Genomic DNA, 23,123 nt, shown 5'->3' with positions numbered 1-23,123 from the left:
GCGTCTCCACCGAGTGCGTCGAGAGGGAGGGATTCGCGTGGATGTCCCTGTCCCCGATCCTCAGTCCCAGCGGTCGAGCTTGTAGGTAACCCGCCCGTTCTTCGTCGTGACGCGGAAGAGGTAATCCCATCTGCCGGCGCTCTTCTGGAGCTTGATGCCGCAGGCTGACGCCTCCTTGGCTCCCGCGATGGTCGCGTTCTTCGCGTACGCCTCCATGGTGGCGCGGATGCCGTGGTACTCGCTTCGCAGGTCTTCCGGAAAGAAGCCGCCGCTGCGCTCGTGGTTCACGTCTCGCGCGCCGTCGAGGAGGAAGAAGACCGACTGGCCCTGGTGCGGGTACCTGTCCGGGCCGTCCCACATCGTCGGCTGCAGCGCGATCGCCGTGACGTTCTGGAACTGCCCCGCCTTCAGGTTCCACGCGCTCGCCGGCGAGCCCTTGACGTAGAGGTACCAGCTCACCTGGTTCCGCTTCTCTTCGCGATCCCACTGGAGGATGGGCGGCGAATCAGGGTTCGCGGCCGTCACCAGCGCCGCGTACGACGCGTTCTGCTCCGGCACGAAGAACTCGATGCGCTCCGCGTCCGCGAGCACGGTCCGCTGGAACTTCTCCCAGGTCATGACGACCGGCGGCTGCTCCACGGACGCTGCGGCCGTGGCGATCTTGGCCTTCAGGTGGCCGAAGACGCCGCCGCCCTGCTGGGGCGCACCCGCCTTCGGCTTCCACAGCGCCTGGATGTCTTCCAGCCTGGCGAACCGGCGTTCCAGCGCGCCGGCCGAGCCGAGCTTCTGCACGATGGCCTCGGCCTGCGCGATGTTGCCCGCGCTCGGCGCCGCCTGCGGGCGCTGGTAGAGGAGCGGGTGCATCTTGGCGTCGAACTTCGCCTTGATGTCGGCGAAGCTGAGCCCGGCCTGGATATCCTCCAGGAGGGTGCCGATCATGCCGCTGCGCACGTGGCAGAACCCGGCCGGCGCGGTCGCCGCGGCGAGCCATGTGAGGTTGTCGCGGGCGACGGGGTTCTTCGTCGCCGCGCGCGCCTCATGCAGATCGACCAGCCACGTCGCGACGCCGATGCACTTCTCCGATCGGTAGAGGTTCCCGGTGGTCAGGAGGGTGTGCGCCTGCCTCACGACCTCGAGCGGGAACTCGGCGAGCCCTCGGCAGAGGGTGCCGTGGTCCTGGAGCTTCTCGGCCACGACCTGCGAGGTGGTCTGCACCGCGGGCGGCTTGAAGACCAGCTCCCGCCCGGGCGCGACGGCCATGTGCTTCCAGGAGAAGGGCGGCTTCTGGCTCTTGTTGCTCGGCATCCCCCACGTGCGCTCGTCGGAGAGGAAGACGCCGGTCACCTTCGCGCGCGCGACGATCTGCGCCATGGCCTCGACGGAGGTCCGGAAGAACGGCGGCGCTGCATCGGGGGCCCACGCGATTGACGTTGCGGTCCCATCGGGCGCGACCTTCACCAGCCCGCCGAAGCGATCGACGAAGCGGCGGCACGCGCTGCATGTGTAGTGCTGGCGCCGATCCGCGCGGAGCCCGTCGAGGAACGCGTCGAAGAGGCCGGCGGCGTCCGTGGTGAAGAGGCGCGCGCCGCCGGAGGTCACCTCGCCGAAGCGGGCGCGGATGGCTTCGAGGAAGGCCGGGTACTGTTCGTCGTCGATCGGCTCAGCCTGAGACGTCGTGATCGCGTCGGACATCGCGTGCTCCTTGGAGGGCGTCGGTGCGGCCATCGTATCTCGGTCCGCTCCGTTTCCAGCGCCGTTCACGGCGTCCGGAGTGTGCACTCGGGGAACGTGCTCGGAAGCTACTCGGCGCGCCCTCGGAGCGTCTCGACTGCGCGCCGGACGCCTTTAACCACGTCGATCCAGGCTTCGTTGCGATCCTGCCAGCTGGTGACCGGTCTGGCGTCCCTGGGCAGCGGCTGGAGCCTGGCAAAAAGCGCGCTGTGCCGGTCGGTCGGCCGGAGGAGGACCGGGATGACGCAGGCCTCGCCGGCGTCGTGGCGTTCGAGGGCGCGCCTCATCTGATTGAAGCAGCAGTCTGAGGCGAGGAAGTTAGCGCTGACGAGGAGGATGACCACCTCGGCCTCCTCGAGGTTCCTGTCGATCTCGTCGGCCCAGGCGTCGCCGGCGGTGACGTGGCCGCCATGCCAGCTCTGGAGGAGGCCCTCGCGTTTGAGAAGGGCGAGGTGCGCCTCCAGCTCGCCGCGGAGAGCCTCGTCCATGGGGGAATAGCTGAAGAAGAGGCGGATGGGATGATTCGTCGGGCAGCCTCGCTCAGGAGGTGCCGAGGCGGTGAAGTCGAGGTGCCAGAGGTTGCCGTTCGCGTCGCCTGCGTAGAAATGCTGTTGCGACACAGCCAGGCATGAGAACGAGCCGACTCCACGCACGGTCCCGAGGCATTCCCCTGTCGCAGCATTCCAGACCTTGAGCGTGCTGTCGGCGGAGGCGGAGACGATTCGCTGGCCATCGGGGCTGAGCGCGCAGGCATTGACCCAACCGGAGTGTCCTTCGAGGGTGAAGAGGAGCTCTCCGGTCGCGAGGTCCCAGACCTTGAGCGTCCTGTCGTAGGAGGCGGAGACGATGCGCTGGCCATCGGGGCTGAGCGCGCAGGCAGTGACCTGAGCGGAGTGGCCTTCGAGGGTGGAGAGGAGCTGCCCGGTCGCAAGGTCCCAGACCTTGAGCGTTTTGTCGCCGGAGGCGGAGACGATGCGCTGGCCATCGGGGCTGAGCGCGCAGGCAGCGACCTGAGCGGAGTGGCCGGACAGCGTGCGCTCCACGCCGGTCCAGATCCGTACCGGATGCCGTAACCGGATCCTCGGCAATCCGCCCGGGAACCGCAGTGTCCGCGCGATTCGCTCCACTTCCCATCCGGCCGAGCGAAGCCGGTTGTAGACCAGCGCCGGCAGCGCCTCCGGTGCCTCACCGAGCCAGTGCGACTCGGCCCGCACCGCCCGGTGGAGCAGGTCGATCTCGCCGTCCCCGAGTCTCTTCGCGCCCAGCCGCAGCGCTTCGTCCAGACCCGTAGGCCCCTCCTCGCGGCAGAGTGCCTCCAGCAGCTCGAGATCCCGGCACAACCCCCGTACTTTCTCCCGCTCGCCTGCCGCGAGCGCATGCGCGATCGCGTGCCGCGCGGCATACCGCCTTTGGAAGTCGCTCTCCCCCGCCGCCACCGGCCAGCGCGCCATCGTCTCCAGCAGCCGCCGGTGCAGCTCAGCCATGCGCTTCGGCCCGAGCTTCTCCGCGACGAACGCGCGAAACGCCTCGTGGTACGGCCGATACGCCCGCGCGCCGCGCCACGCCTCCGGCTCCTCCAGGAGCAGCGCCCGCGCTGCGCGAAGGAAGTCCTCGCCGGCTTCCACGTCCTTCCACCCCCACGCCGCCTCGATCTCCTCGATCGGCAGCGCCTCGCGCGCCGCGCAGACCAGCCCGAGCCCGTTCGCGACCAGCCCGAACTGCTCCCGCGGCAGGCTCCGGAGCTGTTGCCAGATCTGCTCCAGGAACCCGCTCAGCCCGCGGGGCAGGCGCTCCACGCGCCGCTGCTCGACCGGCTGCTCCTCGAGCCACTCCCTGAGCTTCACCGCATAGAGCAGGTTCCCCTCCGCCCGGGCGACCGCCTCCTCGACGAGCCTCGGGTCGAGCCGCGGCGTGAACCGCGGCGCCTGATCGCCCCAGAACGCGCGGCAGGCCCGCTCGTTCGAGCCCGCCCACTCGGGCGTGTCGAGATCGAGGCGTCGCACGTTCCCGCGGCTCTCCAGCCAGCCGAGGTGCGGGTACTGCGGGCGCGAGGCGCAGAGCGCGTGCACGCGCGGCGGCAGCGCGTACGGCAGAAAGTTCGGCAGCGGGTTCTGCCCGGCACCGTCGCTCCGCGCCTCGTCGAGGCCATCCACGACGAGCACGAGGCGCTCTCCGCGGGGGACGAGCTCGTGCTTCGAGACCTTTGCCAGGAGCTCGATCAGCCGGCTCTCCGGCCGCGCCTCTGGGTCCTTCTGCGCCGGGTAGAGCGCCTCTATCTGTGCCGAGAGGGAGCGCGCGACCGCCTCGGGGCGATCCCAGTCCAAGACGTCGCGCCGGAGGAAGTGGTGCGGCGCCCTGTGGCCACGCTGCTCTTCGACGTCGAGCCACCGCGAGAGGATCGCGCTCTTGCCCATGCCGGGCCCGCCCGTGACGAGCACCCAGCGGCCGGACGCGCCCGCGCCGTCGAGGTGGCGATCGATGACCGCGAGCACGTCCTCTCGACCGAAGAAGTGCTCGTGGCGGCTGCGCTCGATGCCGAAGTCGATGAGGTCTCTCGCCACGGCGCTAGTCTAACAGACGACCTCCTCGTGCCGCCTCTTGCCGCCGTGTGGTCGCCGCTGGCCGAGGATGGATCAGGGCCGTGGAGGAAAGCACCGGATCGGATGCTACTTCGTCCGATTCCGGTTCATCCGCTCCCCGCCACGGGCACCGATCGCCACGGCGACCGTCGCTCCGACGAACACGATCTGCATCACCGTTCGCGGCACGAGCGGCGTCACCGGGCTGCCGCCCAGGCTGAGCCCCGCGCGCGCGGCATGGACGTTCGCAGGGAACATCGCCACGAGCAGCACCGTCAGCCCCGCAGCCGCCCACGGCGCGAGCCGCGGAATCAGGAGCGCCGCCGCGCCCGCGATCTCCAGGACCCCCGTCGCGGCCACGAGGAGCTCGGGGTAGGGCAGCGCCGGGGGCACCATCGCCACGAGCTCTGCGCGCCGGCTCCCGAAGTGGGCCGATCCGGTCAGCAGGAACATCGCCGCGAGGGCGTACCGCAAGCACGTCACCCAGCTCCCGAGGTGCCTGACGCCGAGGCGCCCGAGGACTACGAACAGCGCGAACGAGATCGAGAGGACGAGCAGAGGTGCCATGCCCTCAAGGTGGCGACCCGCTCCTCACCCGTCTTGAACGAGCTGGCTACGGCGTCTCAGATCGGAGGGGCTCACCCCGAACATCCGGCGGAAGGTCCGGGTCATGTGCGCCGCGTCTGCGAAGCCGGCCGCGCTGGCGGCCTCCGAGAGCGCCGCGCCGCCGGCGATCGCCGCCCCGGCGCGCTCCAGCTTGAGCCACAGGAGGTACGGCCGCAGCGGCACACCGACGCTCTCCGTGAAGGCGTGCATGAACCGCCCCGGCGAGAGCCGCGCGATGCGGGCCAGGGCCTCGAGCGACGTGTCCGCGTCTCCGGCGCCTTCCCGCAGATGGCGCAGCACCCGCCGGACTCCCGGGTGCCTCGGCCTCGGCGAGGAGGGCGGGACCGCGATCCCCAGCGCCTCGAACACGCGGGGCAGCGACGCCGAGAGCCCGGCCTCTCCACGCTCGGCGACGCACGACCGCAGCCGATCCGCGGTCTCGCTGCCCATGACCTCGATGGGCGACGCCCCGAACGCCTGGGCGAGCCCATCTCCGACGTTGCTCTCCGGCTCGATGAACACGATGAGCACACGGAGGCCCGACGCGTCGATCGCGTGCGCGGTGTCCGGGGCCGTGAGGACGGCGCCTCCCGGCTGGAGCGCGCCCCCGTCGGCCGTCTGGATCTGGAGCTCCCCGTCGAGCGCCAGCACGAGGTGCCAGCAATGGTGGGCGTGCAGCGTGCTCCGCTCTCCAGCGCCCCACGTCGCCAGCACGGAGGGCCACGGGCGCAGGACGCCCGCGGGCGCGGCGAGGCCTGTCGTTCTCGGCGGGAGGAGCATCGGTCCGGAGTCTACCCGGACGCAGCGGATGCCTTGGCTGGGCTCATCACGCAAGCGCCGCGCCCTTCGGGCGCGCTGATCTGCTGGGCGTGGTCCGCAGAGCTGCCGCGCTACCGTCCGATGCGCGCGCGGACGGCGGCGCGCGTCTCCGCCGAGAGCGTGCCGAGGTACGCATCGGACAGGGGCGCGGCGAACCTCCGGCGCGCGCCGCTCGGAGACGAGCCACCCGCGCCCGCGCGACCACGCCCCGCTGGACAACCATCGCCGTCCAGGATTCTCTCATCGCGCATGACAGCTCGCCGGTTCAAGCGCGGCAGCCCGGAGCGCGCCGTCGCCTACGTCCGCGTCTCCACGGACGCCGCGTGCGCCTCGGCTCCAGAGCAGCGCCAAGCGATCGAGGCCTGGGCCAGCCGGGAAGGCGTCGAGATCGCATCCTGGCACGAGGATCGCGGGGAGAACATCGGCGACCGGCCCGGCTTCGCGGCGGCGCTCGAAGCGCTCACCCTCGCCGGCGCCGGCCTGCTCGCGGCCGCGAGCGAGGACCGCGCCAGCATCGCGGGGCTCAGCGGCCCGTACAGGTCCGCCGCAGGCGAGCGCGGCGCGCGCCTCGTGACCGCCGACGGGAGCGGGATGCCGGACGGGACGCACCGATGCCCGATCTGCGGTGATCCCTTGGAGCTGTGGCCACGCCACCCGCGCGCGGTGTGCGGGCTTTGCAAGCATGAGGCCACGGACGAGGCCGGGCGGCCTCTCGAGTTCTTCAACACGTCGTTCGAGGGCGGCTTCGGGGCGCGCTACGCCGACAACGGCGAGCCTCGGGACAACCACGCATGCGTCATCCGAGGCGTGAGGTGCCGCGCCGACGAGGGCCGGTTCGGTGGGATCGTGATCGAGGCGCTCGACGAGGTGCCGTAATGGATCGGGCTGGCAGCTCGGCAATCCGCGCTCAGCCCCGGCCGAGCGCAGGCCGCAAGGGGAGCACCGGCTCGTCGTCCGGGATGCGCAGGCCAGGGACCAGCGCGTCGAGCTCGCCCGGCTCGAAGCGGCAGAGGTTCGCGGCGTGCCAGAAGCCTCCCGCGACGTTGCCACCAGCCTTGTAGCGGCCGTCGGGGCGGAAGGCGACCCAGCCCTCGGGGAGCTTGAGGAGCACGGCGAGGCAAGCGCCGGTCAGCACGTCCCAGAAGCGGACGGTGCCGTCGGTGGAGCTGGAGAGCAGCGTCTCGCCATCCGGCATGAAGGCCACGCTCACGACCTCGCCGGTGTGCCCCTGGAGGACGCGCGCCATCTCGTCGGCGGACACGCGCCAGAGGAGAACGCTGCCGTCGTCGGATCCCGATGCGAGCCAGGTACCGTCGGGGCTGAAGGCCAGGCCCATCACCGGGCCGGCGTGGCCGCGCAGCGCGCGTGGCTCGCGGCCCTCGGCGAGGGGCCAGAGCCGCACGGTCGTGTCGTCCGATGCCGAGGCCAGCGTCGATCCATCAGGGCTGAACGCCACACTCCTCACGACGTGGCCATGACCTTCCAGCACACGCACCGCTCCTTCGCCGTCCGCCTGCCAGAGCCGGATGGTTCGATCGACCGATCCTGAGGCCAGCGTCGATCCATCAGGGCTGAACACCACGCTGCTGATTCCATCGTCGTGACCTTCCAGCACGCGAAGCGGCTCCGCTGTCTCGGTGCGCCAGAGTCGCACTGTCCTGTCGAGCGAGCCTGACGCGATCACGCCCCCGTCATGGCGGAAGGCGATATCCGTGATGCCATGATAATGCCCGCTCAAAACGAGCTCCGTGCGGTCTGCGCCGAGTCTCCGGAGCCGGATCGTGTGGTCGTAGTGCGCGAACGCCATCGTCGTGCCGTCAGGGCTGAAGGCTAGCGTCACGGTGGGGATGCGGCGATGCATGGGCGGCGGCAGCGCATTCCATGTCGACATCCGCCAGAGATGAGCGCCAAAGTCCTCGGAGGCGAGCGCGAGCGTCGCACCATCGCTGCTCAAGGCCATGGCGATCGCCACGCTCGGCTGTCCTTTCAGCACGCGCAAGGCGCCGCCGGTCGACACTTGCCACAGCCGCACCGTGTTGTCCTTCGATCCCGAGGCGAGCGTGGCGCCGTCAGGGCTGAACGCGACGCTCGTCACGCCGGCAGCGTGGCCCTCGAGCGCGTGTAACGCGACGCCTGATCGATTCCACAGCTGCACGGCCCCATCTCCCGAGCCAGAGGCGAGCGTGGCGCCGTCAGGGCTGAACGCGACGCTCCTCACATGTCGCGCGTGGCCCTTCAGCATGTGCAGCATCTCGGCCGTCGATACGCGCCAGAGGCCAATGTCGTAGTCAAGGGAGCCGGAGGCCAGCGTCTCGCCGTCGGGGCTGAACGCAACGCTGAGGACGCCACCCCGGTGGCCGCTCAAGACGCGGAGCGTCTCGCCGGTCGCGACCTTCCAGAGCCGGATGACGGTGTCGTGGGCTCCGGAAGCCAGTGTCTCGCCGTCGGGGCTGAACTTGACGGCCATCACTCCATCCAGATGGCTGCGGAGCACGGCGATCTGCTGGAAGGTGGCCACCTGCCAGAGCCGGACGGTGCGATCAGAAGACCCGGAAGCCAGCGTCTCGCCGTCAGGGCTGAACGTCACGCTGTTCACGTTATGAGCGTGCCCCTTGAGCACGCAGAGCACGTTGCCAGTCGAGACGTCCCACAGCCGGACGGTGCAATCGTCCGAGCCGGACGCGAGCGTCTCCCCGTCAGGGCTGAAGGTGACGCTCGTAACCCACGCGACGTGGCCGTTCAGCCTGCGCAGCGCGCTCCCTGTCGCCATGTCCCACAGCACGATCCCGTGGGCGTGACCCGATGCGAGCAAGGTCCCATCGGGGCTGATCGCCACGGCGTTGCACCGGCTGCCGTGCATCCAGGCCGGCTCGAACCTCGCCGCCTCCGGCATCGCCGCGCCGAACGTGTCGCACCCATCGAACCGCGCCCCCCGCGCCCCGACGAGCTTCGCTCCGCGCAGCCTCGTTGAAGCGAGCGTCGCCCCCGTCAGATCCGCGCCCGCGAGGCGCCCCCGCACCGCCGTCACCCCCGTCAGATCCGCCCCGCGGAGCGCCGCGCCGGAGAGGTCCGCCCCGTCAAGCAGCGCCCCTGCCATCAGCGCGCCGCTCAGGTTGGCCCCCACGAGCTTCGCCTCCCTCATGTCAGCCCCGCGCAGGTCGCACCCGCTGAGGTCCTTCCCCGAGAGGTCCTGCCCCCGCAGGTCCGCCCCCGCGAGGTTCATCCGCTCGCCCACCCCGAGCCGCATCCGCCCGTCGATCCGCAGCGCGTTCGCCGCCGCCACCGTCCCCCACGCCCCGCCGAGCGCCGCGCGTACCCACGTCGCCGCCGCCTCCCTTCCCGCGAGCGCGCCGAAGAAATCGGCCATCAGGTCGCTCACCTCTCGCTGCGCGAGCGCCGCCGCCTCGCCGGCGCGCTGCACCTCCTCGGCGGCCTCCCGCGCCACGAGCCACTCGAGCACGGACTGGTGGATGAACCGGAAGTTCTCCTGGTCGTCCCACACGAGCAGCGTCCCCGACCCGATCTGGTGCGCCGTCACCCCGACATCGAGCTCGTGCCTGCCGAGCGCCTGCAGCGCCGCGATCAGCTCCGCCGGCAGCTCGCGCACGTTCACGCTCTGCTCCGTCCGTTGCCACAGCCGCGTCGCGAGCTCCGTCACCGCCCGCCACCGCTGCGCCACCGACAGCCCCGGCTGCGCGCCCTTCGGGTGCGCGCGCTCGTACTCCCAGACGAGCCACCGATCCAGGAGCAGCCTGTACAGCCCCGCCGAGGTGATCTCGCCGTCGCCCGACTTCGCCTGCCGCAGCTGCGCCTCCTCGATCTCGGCGATGAACCCCAGCATCCGCGGGTTCGCCGACAGGCCGAGCAGGTCCTTCACGTCCGCGAGCAGCCGCATGCGCGCGTCCGCCGCCTCCTCGCTGCCGAGCCGATTCACCAGGAACCGGTGGATCTGCCCCTCGGTGAACGGTCGCAGCCGCGCGAGCCGGTAGCCGGGCAAGAGCGCGGCCTTCTCCGCGAGCGCGGACCGCACCTGTTGCTCCGAGATGAAGTGCTGGCTGCGGCTCGTGACCACCACCTTCGCCGCCTTGCCCTGCGCCGCCTGGATCAGCGTGTCGAAGTGCTCGACCGCGCGGTCGTACGTCACGCGGAAGGCGAGCTCGTCGAAGCCGTCGAACAGGAGGGCGATCCGCCCCTCGCCAAGCATGTGCCGGAACGCGGGCAGATCGATCTTGCCGAGCCCCGCGAGCGCCAGGTGCTGCGCGATGAGCGCGTTCAGGTCGCGCGCCTTCTCCAGCGCGCGCATCTCGATGAGCACCGGCGTCAGCGGGCCGCCCGCCCTGCCCAGTCGCCGCGCGAGCTCGTGCAGGAGGAACGTCTTGCCCGTGCCGAAGTCGCCGAGCACCAGCACGAACCGGCTGTGCTCCGAGTCGAGCAGCTCTGCGACGGCGTCGAGCGCGCGCTCGTGCAGCACCTCCTCCTGGCCCATCGTGAGCGCGATGCGCTGGTCGACGTAGAGCGCAGGCGGATACGTGAGATCCCGCTCGAGGCCCGCGTTCTGCCACGCCAGGTAGCCGCGGAAGTCGATGAGGCCCTGGTACTCGAGGAACCGCACGAGGCGCACGCGCCGCGCGCTCGCGTAACGCACGAGCTCCTCCGGCGCGGGCTCGCCGCCGTAGACCAGCGTGGACACGAGGCCCGGATCCTCGCGCCGGTACGACGCGTCGATGCTCTCGATGAACGCGGAGACCGCCTCGGTCGAGATGCCGCTCTCGAGCGCCGCGAGCGGCGCGATCCGGACGATGCCGCCCTCGTTGACCGAGACGCGAAGGTAGACGCCGAAGGGGAGGGGCGCGTCGAACCACTCGATCTTCACGCCCTCGGGCTCGCGCAGCCTGCACACGCGCTCGACCCGCGAGAGGAAATCGTCGCTGCGCCCTTCCCCCGGCAGGAGGATGTCGTCGCCGTGCGGATCCGCGTGGCCGCCCCGCACCCGCGCCGGGAAGCGGCGCAGCCTCGGGCCTCGCCCGGCGTGATCGGCGCGCGCAGGCGCAAGAAAACGCCTCAGAAACGCGACCAGGAACTCCGCCGAGGCGCGGCACGCGAACGCGCGGAAGCTGTCGTCCTTGTCGTGGTCGGCGTGATCCGAGACGGCCTTCGCGATGATCGACCGCCGCCCGAGGCGCTCCGCGACATAGCCGATCGCCGCGGCCTCCATCTCGACGCCGAGCACCTTGCGCCCGATCGGCTTCAGCCGCTCGAACAGCCCCGCGTCCTCCTGCACCGCCTTGCCTGTGGCGATCGGGCCGATGTGCACGCGGAACGGCCGGGCCGACGGCGGGCCGTCCGGGTGGAGCAGGCGATCCCGGCGGACCTGCGCCACGCCCGCATCCGTGAGCTCGAGGCCGCCGTCGCCGATGCGGAGCGCGCCCGCCGCCTCCAGCTCGCCGATGCGCTCGGTCCAGCCCGGGCACCGCGCTGCGCGCTCCGGCCGCGAGACGGGCGGCGGTCCCCCCTCCACCTGGCTCTCGTAGAGCGCGTGCCGGAGCCACCACGCCTGCGAGGGCTTCGACGGCGGGCGCTCGGCCGCGAACGCGGTCTGCCGCTCGAACTCGCGCGCGAAGAGCGCGGCATCCATGTTCCACGTGCGCTCGAGGTTGTACGTCTCGATGTCGTGGAAGAACGCGCCCTCGCCGCCGCCGTGGGCGACGCGCTTGCCCTCGTCGTAGCTGTAGACCCGGTCGGCCACGATGACGTCGCCGAGCGACACCTCGCCGCGCTTGCCGGCGCAGATACCGCACATCGCGAGGCACCCTGGATCGAGCTCCTCGATGAGCCCCTGCGCCCTCGCCGCCGCCGCGCTCTCGCCCATCCGCCCCGACCACGCCGCGGCGATGCGGAGCGGCTCGCCGCGGTCGTTCGGGAGGTCGCGGACGAAGTACGGGAACCCGCCTGGATCCCGCGCCTCCCGCCAGCCGTCTCGACCGCCCTCGCCGAGCGCGAGGACCGCCTCGAGCTCGTCCTGCAGCGCGGTGACGATCAGCGCGTCGACGCGCCCTTTAACGATGTCTGCCGGCACAGGTCCACTCTAACAACAGGCGCTCACGTTCCGGGCTCGGTCCGATCGAGACCTGGCCGAGCGCTTGTGGTCAGATCCTGAAGGGGCCCAGACCTGACGGTCCCCCTCGTTTTCGAGGCACCCCCCAGGTCGAGACCTCCAGCGAGGCTCCCCGGGGGAGCCGCCGGCCAGATCGGAGCCCGGCCGCCCGCCGCTCCAGCGTTCGCTTCTTCCTGGACGACCGCCCTCCCGGGAGGCTTTCATCCCGCCCATGGCCAGGCTCGTCGAGGCGCTGAACCGGTTCTTCGGGCGGGTCGAGATCCTCGCCCTCGGCCTCGAGAACGAGCGCAGCGCCGCCGAGGCCGCGCTCGCGAAGGGCATGCCCCTCGAGGCCCGCGAGCACGCCCGCACCATCCTCTCCGTGCTGCCCGACTCGGCCGTAGGGCTGGCGCTCTGGGCCGACGCGGCGGAGGACGCGTGGCTCGACCAGGAGGTCGTCGCCTCGCTCACGGATCTCGCGAAGCGCGTCCCGTGGCGCGCCGACGTGTGGCTCCGCCTCGGCCGCGCGGGGCAGCGCATCGGCTGGGACGGCGCGCGCGACGCGCTCGAGCGGGCAACGTCGGCGCCGGAGGAGCGCGATGCGGCGCGCCTCGCGCTGCTCGATCTCTCGGACCTCGACCTCGCCGCGGGCGACCCGGCCCGCGCGCAGCGCTGGCTCGACCGCATCCCGGCGCCGCTCACGACCGTGCCCGACCGCGACGTGGCCCTCCGCCGCGCCGAGTGCGCGCTCGCGTACGGCGATCTCGACGGCGCGCGCGCCGCCGCGGAGATCCTCGGCGAGCCCACCGCGATCGAGGGGCGCGCCGCCCTCGTGCTCGCCCGGCTCGCGCTGGCCGAGGCGAGCGCCGCGGCGGGGTTCCCCGCGGCGGGCTCCTCCGCGGCGGCCCTGCCGCCCGCCGTGGTGGGGCGGGCGCTCGACCTCGGGCTGCGGGCGCTCGTGCTCGACGTCCCCGGCGCGGCCGAGCTCTGCGCCGCCCTGGTCGCCGCCTCCCGCGACGTGCTCGTCGTGGACCGCGTGCGCCGCGTCGTCCGCGCCGCGGGCGCGCTCGACGAGCCGACCTGGGCCGCCGCGTTCGCCTTCGCCGAGGGGCGGCGCGACGACGCGCGGCAGGCGCTCGCGCGCGGGCTCTCCGCGGGCGACCGCGCGGCCGCCGCGGCGCTGCTCCGCATGGCCGTCGAGACCCGCGATCTCGGCGCGCTCGACGCGCTCGTCGCGCGTGGCGACGCCAAGGACGATGACAAGGCGCCGCGCGGCGCGGCCGCGCCCCCGCTCCCGCCCGACCTCGTCCGGCTGCGCGACGCCGCGGCGATGGCGTCCGCGGGGCAGGGGAGCGGCGCGCTCGACGCGCTCGACGCGGTGACCGGCGAGGGCGCCGCGTGGGCCGACGACATGCGCCGCGCGATCGCGCAGGCGTGGGTGCCCCCCGCGGGCGGCCCCGCCGGGGCCCGCGCCGCCGCCGCGTGGGGCGACGTGCTGCGCGAGCTCGCGCGCACGGCCAAGCTCCTCGACCGGCTCGACCTGCTCGCGGCGATCGAGGCCCTCGCGGTGGAGCGGGAGCGGCCGCTCCGCGCGGCCGTGGTGGGCGAGTTCAACGCGGGCAAGAGCACGTTCCTGAACGCGCTGCTCGGCGAGGACGTGGCGCCGACCGGCGTCCTGCCGACGACCGCGACGCTCCACTGGGTCGCCTGGGCGCCCGATCCGTTCGCGCGCGTCGTCGTGCGCGGCGGCCAGGACCGCGTCGTACCGCACGCGGCGCTGAAGGACACGCTGCGCGCGCTCGCGGCGGCCGGGGACAAGGTGGCGCGGGTGTTCATCTACGCGCCCATCGAGCGGCTCAAGCGCGTCGAGATCCTCGACACGCCCGGCTTCAACGCGCCCGACCCCGATCACATCGCCGAGGCGCGGCGGGCGTTCGACGAGGCCCACGTCGCCATCTGGCTGCTCGACGCGCCCCAGGCGATGAAGGAGTCGGAGCGGCGGGTGCTCTCCGAGATCAGCGCGCTCGGCGTGCCCGTGCAGATCCTCGCGAACAAGGCCGACCGGCTCAAGCCCGACGCCCTGGAGACGGTGCTCGCGCACGTGCGCGACAGCCTCGCGGCGAGCTCCATCGCCTCGCTCACGCCGCCGATCGCGTTCTCGGCGCGCCTCTCGCTGAAGGGGCGCCTCGGCGACGAGGCGGCGCTCGCGGCGTCGGGGTGGGCCGAGGTCGAGGCGCTCTTCGCCGAGCAGATCGTCGACGCGAGCGACGCGCTCCGCGAGCGCGCGCTCCGCCGCAAGGCGGGCCGCATCGCGGCCGAGCTCGCCCAGGCGGCGTCGGCGCGCGCGGCCGAGGACCGCGAGGCCGGGCGGAGGGCGCGCGCCGAGGCGGACCGGCTCCGCGCGAGCGCGGCGTACCTGCGCCGCGAGCGGCGCGCGCTCGCCGCGGCGATCGACAAGGCGCTCGAGCCGGCGCGCCGGGAGCTCGCGTCCGACCTGCGCCCGATCGCGGCGCTGCCCGAGGAGCGCAAGCGCACCGACGCGAGCGTCCGCGCCTACGTGCAGGAGCGGCTCGTGGCGCGGCTGAGCTGGCCGCTCTCCGCCGAGATCGCGAGGGCGGCGCGGGCCGGCGCGGAGCCGGGGGCGCGCGGCGCGCGCGGCGCCGAAGAAGGGGGCGCCGCGCCGTCGCCGCGGGCGGCGGCCCACGTGCGCGCCGTCCTGATGGGCATGGTGGCGGTCCACGACGCCCCCGACGAGCTCGCGGCGCGCCCGATCGAGGGCGTCGTCGAGGCCGCGATCGACGCGTTCGCGATGGCGCTGTCGGCCGAGGCGGAGGCGCCGGTCCCGCCTCCCGCGTCGGCGGCGATCGAGCTGCGCGCGCAGGCGCTCCGGGCCGCCTTCGAGGCGCCCGTCACGCCGGCCAGCGCCTGAGGCGCGAGGCGTCAGCGCCCGTCACGCCGGCCAGCGCCTGAGGCGCAAGGCGTCGGCGCCGGTCACGCCCGCCAGCGCCTGGGGCGCGGGGCGTCAGCGGCTCAGGAAGAAGGCGAGCACCCCGAGCGCCAGCCCGATCACCAGCGCCAGCGGCACCACGAGCTTGACCATCCACAGGTCCGTCGGGCGCGCGGGCGGGCGGCGGTCGCGCCGGATCGGCGCCGGCGCGATCTCGATGACGTTCTCGGCCGAGGACCGCGAGGGCGGCCGCGGCGGCGCGGCGGCGGCGGGCGCGCCGGCGCCGCGCGGCGCCTCCGGCCTCGGGGACAGCGCGCGGGCGCCTCCGGCGGGGAGGAGCGGCCCGAAGTCCTTGCGATCGTGGATCACGACATCGCTCGCCGGCGGATCGCTCGTCGGCGCGACGAGCCGCCGCACCGCCGGGAGCGTGCGCGAGAAGTCGTCCGACGTCGGTCCGGCCGGCGCCTCGCGCGGGAGGGCGATGCCAGGGAGCGTCGCGGCGAGCGACAGGATCGCGCTCGACGGCGGTCCGTCCGTCAGCGACGCCTCGCGGAACACGGACTTCGCCAGCACCTCGCCCCGCTGCGCCGGCGGCGGCATGTCGCCCTCGCGCAGCGGCGGCGCGGCCGTCATGGAGCTCCGGAGCGACGGTGGCATCGCCACTTCGAGGGTCGGCGCGTCCTCGGGCGCGCTCGCCCGGGCGGCAGGGAGCAGCGCGGAAGGCAGGTGGGGGAGGAGCCGCTCGAGCTCGTCGCGCAGCTCGGCCGCGCTCTGCTGGCGCTGGTTCGGCCATTTCGCGAGCGCGGTGAGGATGATCGCCTCGAGGGCAGGGTGGATCTGCGGCAGGAACTGGCTCGGCGCGGGCGGCGGCTTCCGGAGGTGATCCATCGCCACCTCCCACGCGACGGGCGTGGGCGGGAAGGGGAGCCGGCCCGTGACGAGCAGGAACAGGAGCACCCCGCACGCGTACACGTCGCTGCGCCCGTCGATGACGTCGCCGCGGCACTGCTCCGGGGACATGTACGCGGGCGTGCCGACGACCACGCCGACCGTGGTGACCGAGCCCCAGACGCTGATGGGCGCGCTGTTCGGCCCGTCGTCGCCGCCGCCGCCGCGGGTGTTCCTCTCGACCATCTTCGCGATCCCGAAGTCGAGCACCTTCACGCGCTCGACCGACGGATCCGCCGGATCCCGCACGACCATCACGTTCTCGGGCTTGAGATCGCGGTGCACGATGCCCCGCGCGTGGGCGGCGGCGAGGGCGTCGGTGATGCCGATCAGGAACCGCGCGGCGCGGGCCTCGGAGAAGCGGCGCTCGGCGAGCAGGACCTCGAACAGGTCCTGCCCGGCGACGAGCTCCATCACGATGTACGGCAGGTGCCCTTCCACGCCGGAGTCGAGGATCTGCACCGTGTTCGGGTGGTGGAGGCGCGACGCCGCCTTCGCCTCCCGGTAGAAGCGGGTGACGAACGTCTCGTCGCCGAGCAGCTGCGGGTGCATGATCTTGATGGCGACGTCGCGCGGCTCCGCGTCCTGCTCGCCGCGGTAGACCGCCGCCATCGCGCCCTCGCCGATGAACCCGGTGACGCGGAAGCGCCCTGCGATCGTCTTGCCGATGAGTTGCGGGCCCGCGCTCATGAGCGAGACTTCACCACAAAGTCCACGGAAAGAGCTACCCCGGCCTTCGCGATCTACGGCTTCGCCGGCGCGGGGCGGGGCTCGCCCTTCGCCCCGAGGATCGCCTCCAGGATCGGCCGCGACCCCTGCACGGCGGTGCGCTGCGAGTAGAAATGGAGCCCGCGCAGGCCGCCCAGCTCCTCGCCGCCGCCAGCGCGGCCCGGGCCGCCGTGGATCGTCTGAGGGAGGACGGTGCCCGGGCCGGGCGCCTGATCGGCGATCTTCTCGCTGCCGAGCAGGACGCGGCCGTGGTACGGCGCGACGCCGAGCAGCACCTCCGCCGCGAAGGCGCGGTCGTCGCTGTAGACGGAGCAAACCAGGCTCCCGCGGCCCCGGCGCAGGAGCGCCACGGCGTGCGCCGCGCCGCCGTCGTACGGGAAGAGCGTGGCGACGGGGCCGAAGACCTCGTGCTCGTGCGCGGCGGGCGCGCCGTCGGGGCCGCCCGCGACGAGCAGCGTCGGCGGCACGAAGTACCCCTTGCCCGGGGGCACCCCGATCGCCTCGAAGGGCACGGCGCCGCCGAGCGCCACCGCAGCGCCCGCCGCGAGGCGCTCGATGCCCGCGCGCACGCCGCGGAGCTGATCGAACGTGGTCAGCGGACCCACGGTGACGCCGTCCTGCGCGGGATCGCCGACGCGCGCGTCGCGGAGGCGGTCGACGAGGTCGTCGCGCACGGCGTCGACGACGGCCGCGGGCGCGAAGATGCGGCGGATCGCCGTGCACTTCTGGCCGGCCTTCTGGGTGATGTCTCGCACGACGTCGCGCAGGAACATCGCGTACGTCTCGGAGCCGGGGACCGCGTCGGGGCCGAGGACGGCGCCGTTCAGGCTGTCGGCCTCGACGTTCACGCGGACGCCCTCCCGCACGAGGCCCGGCATGAGCCGGAGCGCGGCGCCGGTGGCGCTCGATCCGGTGAAGGCGAGGACGTCCTCGCCGCCGAGGTGCGCGAGGAGATCGCCCGGCGGGCCGGCGACGAAGGAGAGCGCGCCGCGCGGCAGCGGGGCGCGCTCGGTGAAGAGCTTCATCAGCCGGAGCGCGACGAGCGCGGTGCTGGTCGCGGGCTTCGTGATCACGGGCATGCCCGCGAGGAGCGCGCAGGCGGCCTTCTCCGCGAGCCCCCACGCTGGGAAGTTGAAGGCGTTGATGTGCACCGCGACGCCGGGGCGCGGGACGAGGATGTGCTGGCCGAAGAAGCGCGGCGAGCGCCCGAGCTGCACGCCGTCGCCGTCCGTGAGCAGCCGCGCGTCGCCGAGCTGGGCGCCGAGGTCGGCGTAGTAGGCGAGCGTGCCGATCGCCCCGTCGATGTCGAACTTGGCGTCGCCGCGGGTGTTGCCGCCGTTCCGGATGGCGACGTCGATGAGCGCGTCACGCTCGGCGTGCGCGGCGCGCGACATCGCGCGGAGCAGCTCGCCGCGCTCCGCGAACGTGAGCGCGCGCAGCGCGGGCCCGCCCTCGGCGCGCGCGAACGCCACCGCGGCCGCGAGGTCGAGGCCGTCCGTGCTCGTCTCGGCGAGCGGCTCCTCGGTCGCGGGGTTGACGAGCACGTGCGGCGCGCCCTGGCCGGCGCGCCACTGCCCTTCGACGTAGCTCTCGAGCCGCTCCATCGGGCGCGTAGCCTACTCGCGCGGTCGCTCGGCACAACCCCCGCGCGGGGTCGTGGCCGCGCTCGTCGCGCGCCGCGCCGCAGCCGCGCTCGGCGGGCGCACGTCCTGCGCGCACCTCATTTGCACGAGGCGGACGCGAGCAGCGCGGTGATCTTCGCCTTCACCACCTCGAACTCCCGCACCGCGAGATCGAGCTCGGCCTCGCGCTGCCTGCGGCCGGACTCGACAAGATCGAAGCTCGTCGCGGTGCCGGCCTCGAACGCGACCTGCGTGAGGCGCGCGGTCTCGCGCGCGAGGTCGCGCGACTGCTCGGCGACCGCGCGCGCCTGCTCGGCGACGGCGACGCCCCGGACCGCCTGCGTCGTCTCGAGCCCCGCGGTGCGCTCCACCGCCCCGAGGCGCACCCGCTGCTGCTCGACCGCGGCCCTGCTGATCTGGAGATCGCCGTAGCGCGCTCCGCCGTCCCAGATGGGGACGGTGAGCACGGCGCTGATGGACCACCCCCAGGACCGCGCCCTTCGGGTGGACTCGTCCCCGATCGAGGTGCGGGCGCTCAGCGTGCTCGACAGATCGACGTACGGGGCGAACGCGAGCTTCGCGTCGGTGAGGTTGCGCTCCGCGATCTCGAGCTCGGCCCGGGCGGCGCGGACGTCCGCGCGCTGATCCGAGCGCGCCTCGGCGCACTCCGACTGCACCTCCGCCGCGATCGCGTTCAGCGAGAAGCCCTGCGGGACGCCGACCTCGCCGCGCTCGCCCAGCACGGCCCCGAGCGTCTCCCGCGCCTTGCGCAGCGCCTCGTCGCCGGACACGAGCGTCGCGCGGGCGAGGGCGACGTCCTGCTCCGCGCGGACGACATCGAGCTTCGTGCCGGTGCCGAGGCGCTCGCGCCGCCGGGTCAGCTCGAGCCGCTCGAGCGCGCTGCGCAGCCCGACCCGGTTGATCTCGCTGACCCGCTCGGCCGTGACGATCGAGACGACGGCGTCCGCCACCGCGCCGACGGTGACGCGGCGGCGATCCTCCAGGCTCAGCTTGGCGACGTCCACCGAGCGCCTGGCGGTGCCGATGCCGTACCAGGCGCGCGGGGCGAGGATGGGCTGGCGGAGCGTGAGCGACGCCGACGCGGTCGTCGGCGCGTCCTCGATCGCCCCCGCGCCCGGCTCCCCGGGGGCGGGAGCGATGCCCGGCGGGAACCTCACGGCGCCGCCGCCCGCCAGCTCGTGCGTCACGTCGCCGCGCGCGTCGAGGCTCGGCAGCGCCGCGGCAAGCGCCCGCCGCGCGACCCCCTCGGCGCGGGCGACCTCCTGCACGGCGATGGCGAAGTCGACCGACCGCTGCTCGATCATCCCGCGCGCGTCGTTCCAGCTCGCCAGCGTGCGCGCGGGCGGGGGGACCGGCGCGAGCGCCGGGTCGTTCACCTCGATGCGCTGCGGCATCGCCGGCGGCGCGGCGGCCGCGGTCGTCGGGGCCGCCGCGGGCGCCTGCTGGCCCGGCCGCGGCTGAGCCTGCTGGCCCGGTCGACCCTGGGGAGGCGCCGGCTGCGCGAGGGCGACGCCTTGGCACAGGGCGAGGACGGCGAGGTGGCTGACAGCGACCATGCGGAGCCGGCGATGGGGCATGCGCGACTCGATGCGCCGGACAGGGCGCGACGACAAGCCCGAAGCGGGCAGGGGCGCGCTCCCGCCCTGTGCGTGTGTGCGAAACCGTGCGCGCGGCGAGCGCGCGCCGTGGGTCAGGTCGTGGCGACGAACCGAGGATGCGCCACTATTCTGGACCACCGATGCCAAGCCGGTTGCCCCCGATCGACATCTGCCTCGGCTGCGGGACGCGGCGGCGATGCGGCGCCGCGGACCCCTGCGCTCGCTGCGGCGAGCCGTCCCACCGCGCCGTGTGGCGGCGGTCCGAGCCGCGCGGCGCGTCGCCGAAGATCGAGCTGTTCCTGAGCGCGATCACGAGCGGGCTGCTGCTCGCGTACACGGCGCTCTACGGGCTGCTCCTCTCGGGCCTGGCCGCAGCCGCGGACGACTCCCTCGCGGCCGCCGCGCTGTTCGCGGCGAGCGTCCTGCTCGGCGCGAGGATCGCGCGGTGGATCACGCGGTCGCTGTTCGATCTCTGGGGCACCACGTGGGCGTACTGCTCGGCCGACGGCGCCCGCCGGGGGACCGTGCGCACGCTCCTCGGGTGGTACGGCGCCGGCGAGGGCGTGAGCCTGACGGGGTTCCACCCGACGAGCCCGGGCTCGACGCTCTTCTGTTCCTCGGACGCGATCGAGGCGGGGCTCCCCGTCGTCGCCGCGAACCTCTCGCGCATCGCGGGGGCGAAGGGCGGCGACGCGTTCTCGCCGTTCGAGGTGCTGATGCTCAGCGCCTTCACGGGCCTCGTCGCGCGCGGCGAGGCGACCATCAGCAGGGCCACGGCGGTGCGCTGGCGGAAGGGCTGGCTCGGCGCAGCGCGGCGCGGCGCGGCGACGCCGATCTTCACGATCGAGCGCTCCGGCGATCGCGAGGAGGGCAGCGCGATCGAGCGCGAGATCCTCTCGGCGCTACAGGCGAAGGCGGACGGCCTCGCGCTCCTCGCGGAGCCCTCGCCGCCGGGGGGCTACCGCGACGCCGCGTGGCGGCCGCCGCCCGCGCGGCTCTGCATCGAGGAGGTGCTGTGCCCCCGCGCGCTCGCGCTGGCGGCGAGGGCGCTCCGGAAGGAGCCCCGCGGCGGCGCGCCGGTCGCGGTCGCCGCGGCGCTCGACGAGTTCGGCAAGCGCGACCCCGCCCGGATGAGCCACCTCCGCGTGCTGCTCGCGGAGCAACACCGCCGCGCGCTGTCGGCGTGAGCGGCCGCGCATCGTCGGCGTGAGCGGCGCGCATCGTCGGCGTGAGCGGCGCTGGGGCGCTCAGTGCCAGACGCCGATGCCGGCGCTCACGCTGTCATAGCGAGGCGCGAAGTCCATCGACGCCTGCAGCGTCAAGGCGGTGTCTGGTATCAGGCCCCAGAAGGTCGTCGAGAGCACGCGGACGTCCGCGCCGAACGTGAAGTGCTGCCGGCCGACACGCCCGCTCCCCAGGCGGCCGAAGCGGTTCGGCTCGTAGTAGCTGCCGAACCGCGTGTGCACGCGGCCCGGGATCGGCTCGGTCTCGATCCCGAACCGCGGCGAGAAGCTCACGTGCGCGCCCGAGGTGCCCACCGCCGACGGGCCGTGCTCGCTCCCGGGCTGCTTCTGCGCCAGGAAGCGCTCCAGGCTCACCCCGTTCGACACCGGGCCCGTGACGAGGAGCTCCGCCGTGATGAGCAGGTGCTCGCGCGGCCAGTTCCAGTAGCGCGCGCGCCGCTCCGCCTCGAGGATGGCGGGCCCCGCGGCGAGCTCGCGCTCGTCGTCGGCGCGCTCCCGCGCCCTCTCCGCCGCGAAGACGCGCTCGCGCCGCGCGCGCTCCTCCGGGTCGTCGATGGCGCCGAGCTCGCGCTCCCTCCGCTCTTCCCGCGCGGCCTGCCTGCGCGCGACCGCCTCGCGCAGCTCCCGCTCCTGGACGTGCGGGTCGATCCACGCCGGGTTGAGCGGGCGCGGTCCGACCTGCACGGCGAGGCCGACCTCGAGCTCCCAGGGGAGGACGACCTCGTTCGGCAGGATCAGCCCGCCGGCGCGGCGGACCTGCCCGTCCATCACCACGCCCTCGCCGAGCAAGCGGCCGCCGTTCACCGGGAAGCGGAACGTGGCGCCGAGCCGGTAGGACGCCCAGTCGGGGCGCACGAGCACCCCGAGCTCCGGGGAGATGCCCGCCATGGTCAGGTCGGTCTGCTCGGCCTGGAGGTTGAGCGTCACCGCGCGCGCGCCGGCGCCCAGCACGAGCGCGTCGCCGAGCAGGCGGACCCCGCCGAGGAAATGGTACTTGCCGATCACGACCGTGGTCTCGGCGCCGGCCTCGTCCGTCAGGGAATACCGTTGCAGCTCGGCGTTGACCCCGGCGCCGAAGTCGCCCGCCTGGAGCTGGCCGCCGAGGGTCAGGTACACGAAATTCGAGTAATCGAGATCGATGTCGCCGCTGTTGTCGAAATCGTTGTTCTCGAAGAGCTCGATGGGCAGCGAGATCGAGGCGGCCACGTCCCACTCGAACCAGCGCATGCTGAACGGCTCGCGGAGCGCGGGCGCCGCGGCGTTGGCGACCATGCCGGCGATCCCCTCGGCGTAGCCGGCGTAGGCGCCGGCGATCCCGGTCACGCGCAGCGGCGCCAGGATGGGCCCCTGGAAGAGGTCGATGGTGTAGGCGTTGTCCTGGAGCGGCTGAGCCAGCGCGGCCCCGGGCTGGCCCAGGACGAGGGCCATCGCGGAGAGCGCCGCAGCGGATCGGCGGGCGATGATGCGGAGCGCCGCGGTCCTGTCGGTCACCTCGCGCTGCTCCCGTCCAACAGCATCTCGTCGCGCCCGCCGCGAGGTGATAGCACTGGCCCGCACGGAAGGGACCGTGGAAGCGGAGCCCGACCGTCGGCGGCCGCGCACCCCTGCCCGCCCTAGGAATCGCAGCTCCCATGCCCGCTCAAGCTCCCGCGCCCATCGCTCACCCCCCGGCCGTGCCGGGGACCGGGGCGGGAGCGCGCCCCCTTGGAGCGCCGCGCCGCCCGGGCGGGCCTCGCGCCCGTGGCCGGCGCATCGCCCTGGTCGCGTACTACAGCTTCGCCGCGCTCATCATCACCTCGTGCACCCTCCAGCTGATCCGGCAGGTCTTCTTTCTGCCGGCCGCCCCGTCGCCTTACGCGAGCTGCGAGGAGGGCCTCCTGGCGCTCGTCCGGGCCGTCGAGCGCGCCAGGGAGGCCGCCCCCGGGACCGACGGGGAGGACGCCGCCCTGGCCCGCTTCAGGAGCACGCTCGCTCCGGCGTGGACCTACCGGGACGGAGTGGCCGCCTCGTGCCGGGGCTCGGAGGACAACGAGCGCGCTCTCGACGCCATCGAGCGGCTCCGCTATGCGGAGGAGCACGCAGCGCGGCGCGAGGCAGGCGATCTGGCTCCGCTGCGGCGGCGGGTCCGGGCGATCGTCGATGGCCAGCTTGGGCCCGCGTCCCCGAGATAATACCCCGACGCGGC

13 protein-coding genes are annotated in these 23,123 nt (G+C 73.7%); 4 read left to right on the top strand and 9 right to left on the bottom strand.

Annotation, left to right across the window (positions count from 1 at the left end; translation table 11 throughout):
• Window positions 1-60: 60 nt before the first annotated feature.
• From WME97_RS20005 to WME97_RS19990, 4 genes are all read right to left on the bottom strand, one after another.
• Window positions 61-1,692 carry a hypothetical protein gene (locus WME97_RS20005; RefSeq protein WP_437553967.1) on the bottom strand — a complete coding sequence of 544 codons (1,632 nt, stop codon included), beginning with the start codon at window positions 1,690-1,692 and terminating at the stop codon, window positions 61-63.
• A gap of 107 nt (window positions 1,693-1,799) precedes the next feature.
• On the bottom strand, window positions 1,800-4,292 hold the full coding sequence (locus WME97_RS20000; protein WP_437553965.1) for a TIR domain-containing protein: 2,493 nt from the start codon (window positions 4,290-4,292) through the stop codon (window positions 1,800-1,802).
• Between the two features lie 105 nt (window positions 4,293-4,397).
• Window positions 4,398-4,877, bottom strand: coding sequence for a DoxX family protein (locus tag WME97_RS19995; RefSeq protein WP_437553963.1), 480 nt, complete (start codon window positions 4,875-4,877; stop codon window positions 4,398-4,400).
• A gap of 24 nt (window positions 4,878-4,901) precedes the next feature.
• Window positions 4,902-5,696, bottom strand: a complete 795-nt coding sequence (locus WME97_RS19990) for a helix-turn-helix domain-containing protein (protein ID WP_437553961.1) — start codon at window positions 5,694-5,696, stop codon at window positions 4,902-4,904.
• A gap of 288 nt (window positions 5,697-5,984) precedes the next feature.
• Here WME97_RS19990 and WME97_RS19985 point away from each other — a divergent pair, with 288 nt between their 5' ends.
• Window positions 5,985-6,611, top strand: coding sequence for a recombinase family protein (locus WME97_RS19985; protein ID WP_437553959.1), 627 nt, complete (start codon window positions 5,985-5,987; stop codon window positions 6,609-6,611).
• Window positions 6,612-6,642: 31 nt separating this feature from the next.
• Here WME97_RS19985 and WME97_RS19980 read toward each other — a convergent pair whose 3' ends face one another.
• Window positions 6,643-11,811, bottom strand: a complete 5,169-nt coding sequence (locus WME97_RS19980; protein WP_437553957.1) for a pentapeptide repeat-containing protein — start codon at window positions 11,809-11,811, stop codon at window positions 6,643-6,645.
• Between the two features lie 250 nt (window positions 11,812-12,061).
• Between WME97_RS19980 and WME97_RS19975 the strand changes: the two genes are divergently transcribed.
• Window positions 12,062-14,758, top strand: a complete 2,697-nt coding sequence (locus tag WME97_RS19975) for a dynamin family protein (protein WP_437553955.1) — start codon at window positions 12,062-12,064, stop codon at window positions 14,756-14,758.
• A 93-nt stretch (window positions 14,759-14,851) separates the two neighbouring features.
• Here the strand turns inward: WME97_RS19975 and WME97_RS19970 are convergent, their stop codons facing one another.
• The 3 genes from WME97_RS19970 to WME97_RS19960 all read right to left on the bottom strand — a co-directional run bounded on the left by WME97_RS19970 (window position 14,852) and on the right by WME97_RS19960 (window position 19,673).
• Window positions 14,852-16,414: a protein kinase domain-containing protein gene (locus WME97_RS19970; RefSeq protein ID WP_437553953.1), complete on the bottom strand. Its 1,563-nt coding sequence runs from the start codon at window positions 16,412-16,414 to the stop codon at window positions 14,852-14,854.
• A gap of 53 nt (window positions 16,415-16,467) precedes the next feature.
• On the bottom strand, window positions 16,468-18,057 hold the full coding sequence (locus WME97_RS19965) for a 3,4-dehydroadipyl-CoA semialdehyde dehydrogenase (RefSeq protein WP_437553951.1): 1,590 nt from the start codon (window positions 18,055-18,057) through the stop codon (window positions 16,468-16,470).
• 116 nt (window positions 18,058-18,173) lie between these two features.
• The gene (locus WME97_RS19960) at window positions 18,174-19,673 is read right to left on the bottom strand and encodes a TolC family protein (protein ID WP_437553949.1); all 1,500 of its coding nucleotides are present in this window, start codon (window positions 19,671-19,673) and stop codon (window positions 18,174-18,176) included.
• A 161-nt stretch (window positions 19,674-19,834) separates the two neighbouring features.
• Between WME97_RS19960 and WME97_RS19955 the strand changes: the two genes are divergently transcribed.
• Window positions 19,835-20,881, top strand: coding sequence for a hypothetical protein (locus tag WME97_RS19955; RefSeq protein ID WP_437553947.1), 1,047 nt, complete (start codon window positions 19,835-19,837; stop codon window positions 20,879-20,881).
• A 60-nt stretch (window positions 20,882-20,941) separates the two neighbouring features.
• On the opposite strand, the gene WME97_RS19950 is transcribed toward WME97_RS19955, so the two are convergent.
• Window positions 20,942-22,429 (bottom strand): hypothetical protein, encoded by a 1,488-nt coding sequence (locus WME97_RS19950; RefSeq protein ID WP_437553945.1) that lies wholly within the window; start codon window positions 22,427-22,429, stop codon window positions 20,942-20,944.
• Window positions 22,430-22,569: 140 nt separating this feature from the next.
• Here WME97_RS19950 and WME97_RS19945 point away from each other — a divergent pair, with 140 nt between their 5' ends.
• Entirely contained in the window at window positions 22,570-23,109 is a 540-nt protein-coding gene (locus WME97_RS19945; RefSeq protein ID WP_437553943.1) for a hypothetical protein, read from the top strand.
• Window positions 23,110-23,123: the final 14 nt, after the last annotated feature.

The organism is Sorangium sp. So ce367 (assembly GCF_051520455.1).
Taxonomy (GTDB): Bacteria; Myxococcota_A; Polyangia; order Polyangiales; family Polyangiaceae; genus Sorangium; species Sorangium cellulosum_B.
Note: the sequence above shows the minus strand (reverse complement) of the source record. Positions and strands in the feature narration are given on the sequence as shown.

Bases quoted from the DNA above. Each gene is read 5' to 3' on its own strand.
- WME97_RS20005 (WP_437553967.1), bottom strand. From the start codon at position 1,692: ATGTCCGACGCGATCACGACGTCTCAGGCTGAGCCGATCGACGACGAA.
- WME97_RS19995 (WP_437553963.1), bottom strand. From the start codon at position 4,877: ATGGCACCTCTGCTCGTCCTCTCGATCTCGTTCGCGCTGTTCGTAGTC.
- WME97_RS19990 (WP_437553961.1), bottom strand. From the start codon at position 5,696: ATGCTCCTCCCGCCGAGAACGACAGGCCTCGCCGCGCCCGCGGGCGTC.
- WME97_RS19985 (WP_437553959.1), top strand. From the start codon at position 5,985: ATGACAGCTCGCCGGTTCAAGCGCGGCAGCCCGGAGCGCGCCGTCGCC.
- WME97_RS19975 (WP_437553955.1), top strand. From the start codon at position 12,062: ATGGCCAGGCTCGTCGAGGCGCTGAACCGGTTCTTCGGGCGGGTCGAG.
- WME97_RS19970 (WP_437553953.1), bottom strand. From the start codon at position 16,414: ATGAGCGCGGGCCCGCAACTCATCGGCAAGACGATCGCAGGGCGCTTC.
- WME97_RS19965 (WP_437553951.1), bottom strand. From the start codon at position 18,057: ATGGAGCGGCTCGAGAGCTACGTCGAAGGGCAGTGGCGCGCCGGCCAG.
- WME97_RS19960 (WP_437553949.1), bottom strand. From the start codon at position 19,673: ATGCCCCATCGCCGGCTCCGCATGGTCGCTGTCAGCCACCTCGCCGTC.
- WME97_RS19955 (WP_437553947.1), top strand. From the start codon at position 19,835: ATGCCAAGCCGGTTGCCCCCGATCGACATCTGCCTCGGCTGCGGGACG.
- WME97_RS19945 (WP_437553943.1), top strand. From the start codon at position 22,570: ATGCCCGCTCAAGCTCCCGCGCCCATCGCTCACCCCCCGGCCGTGCCG.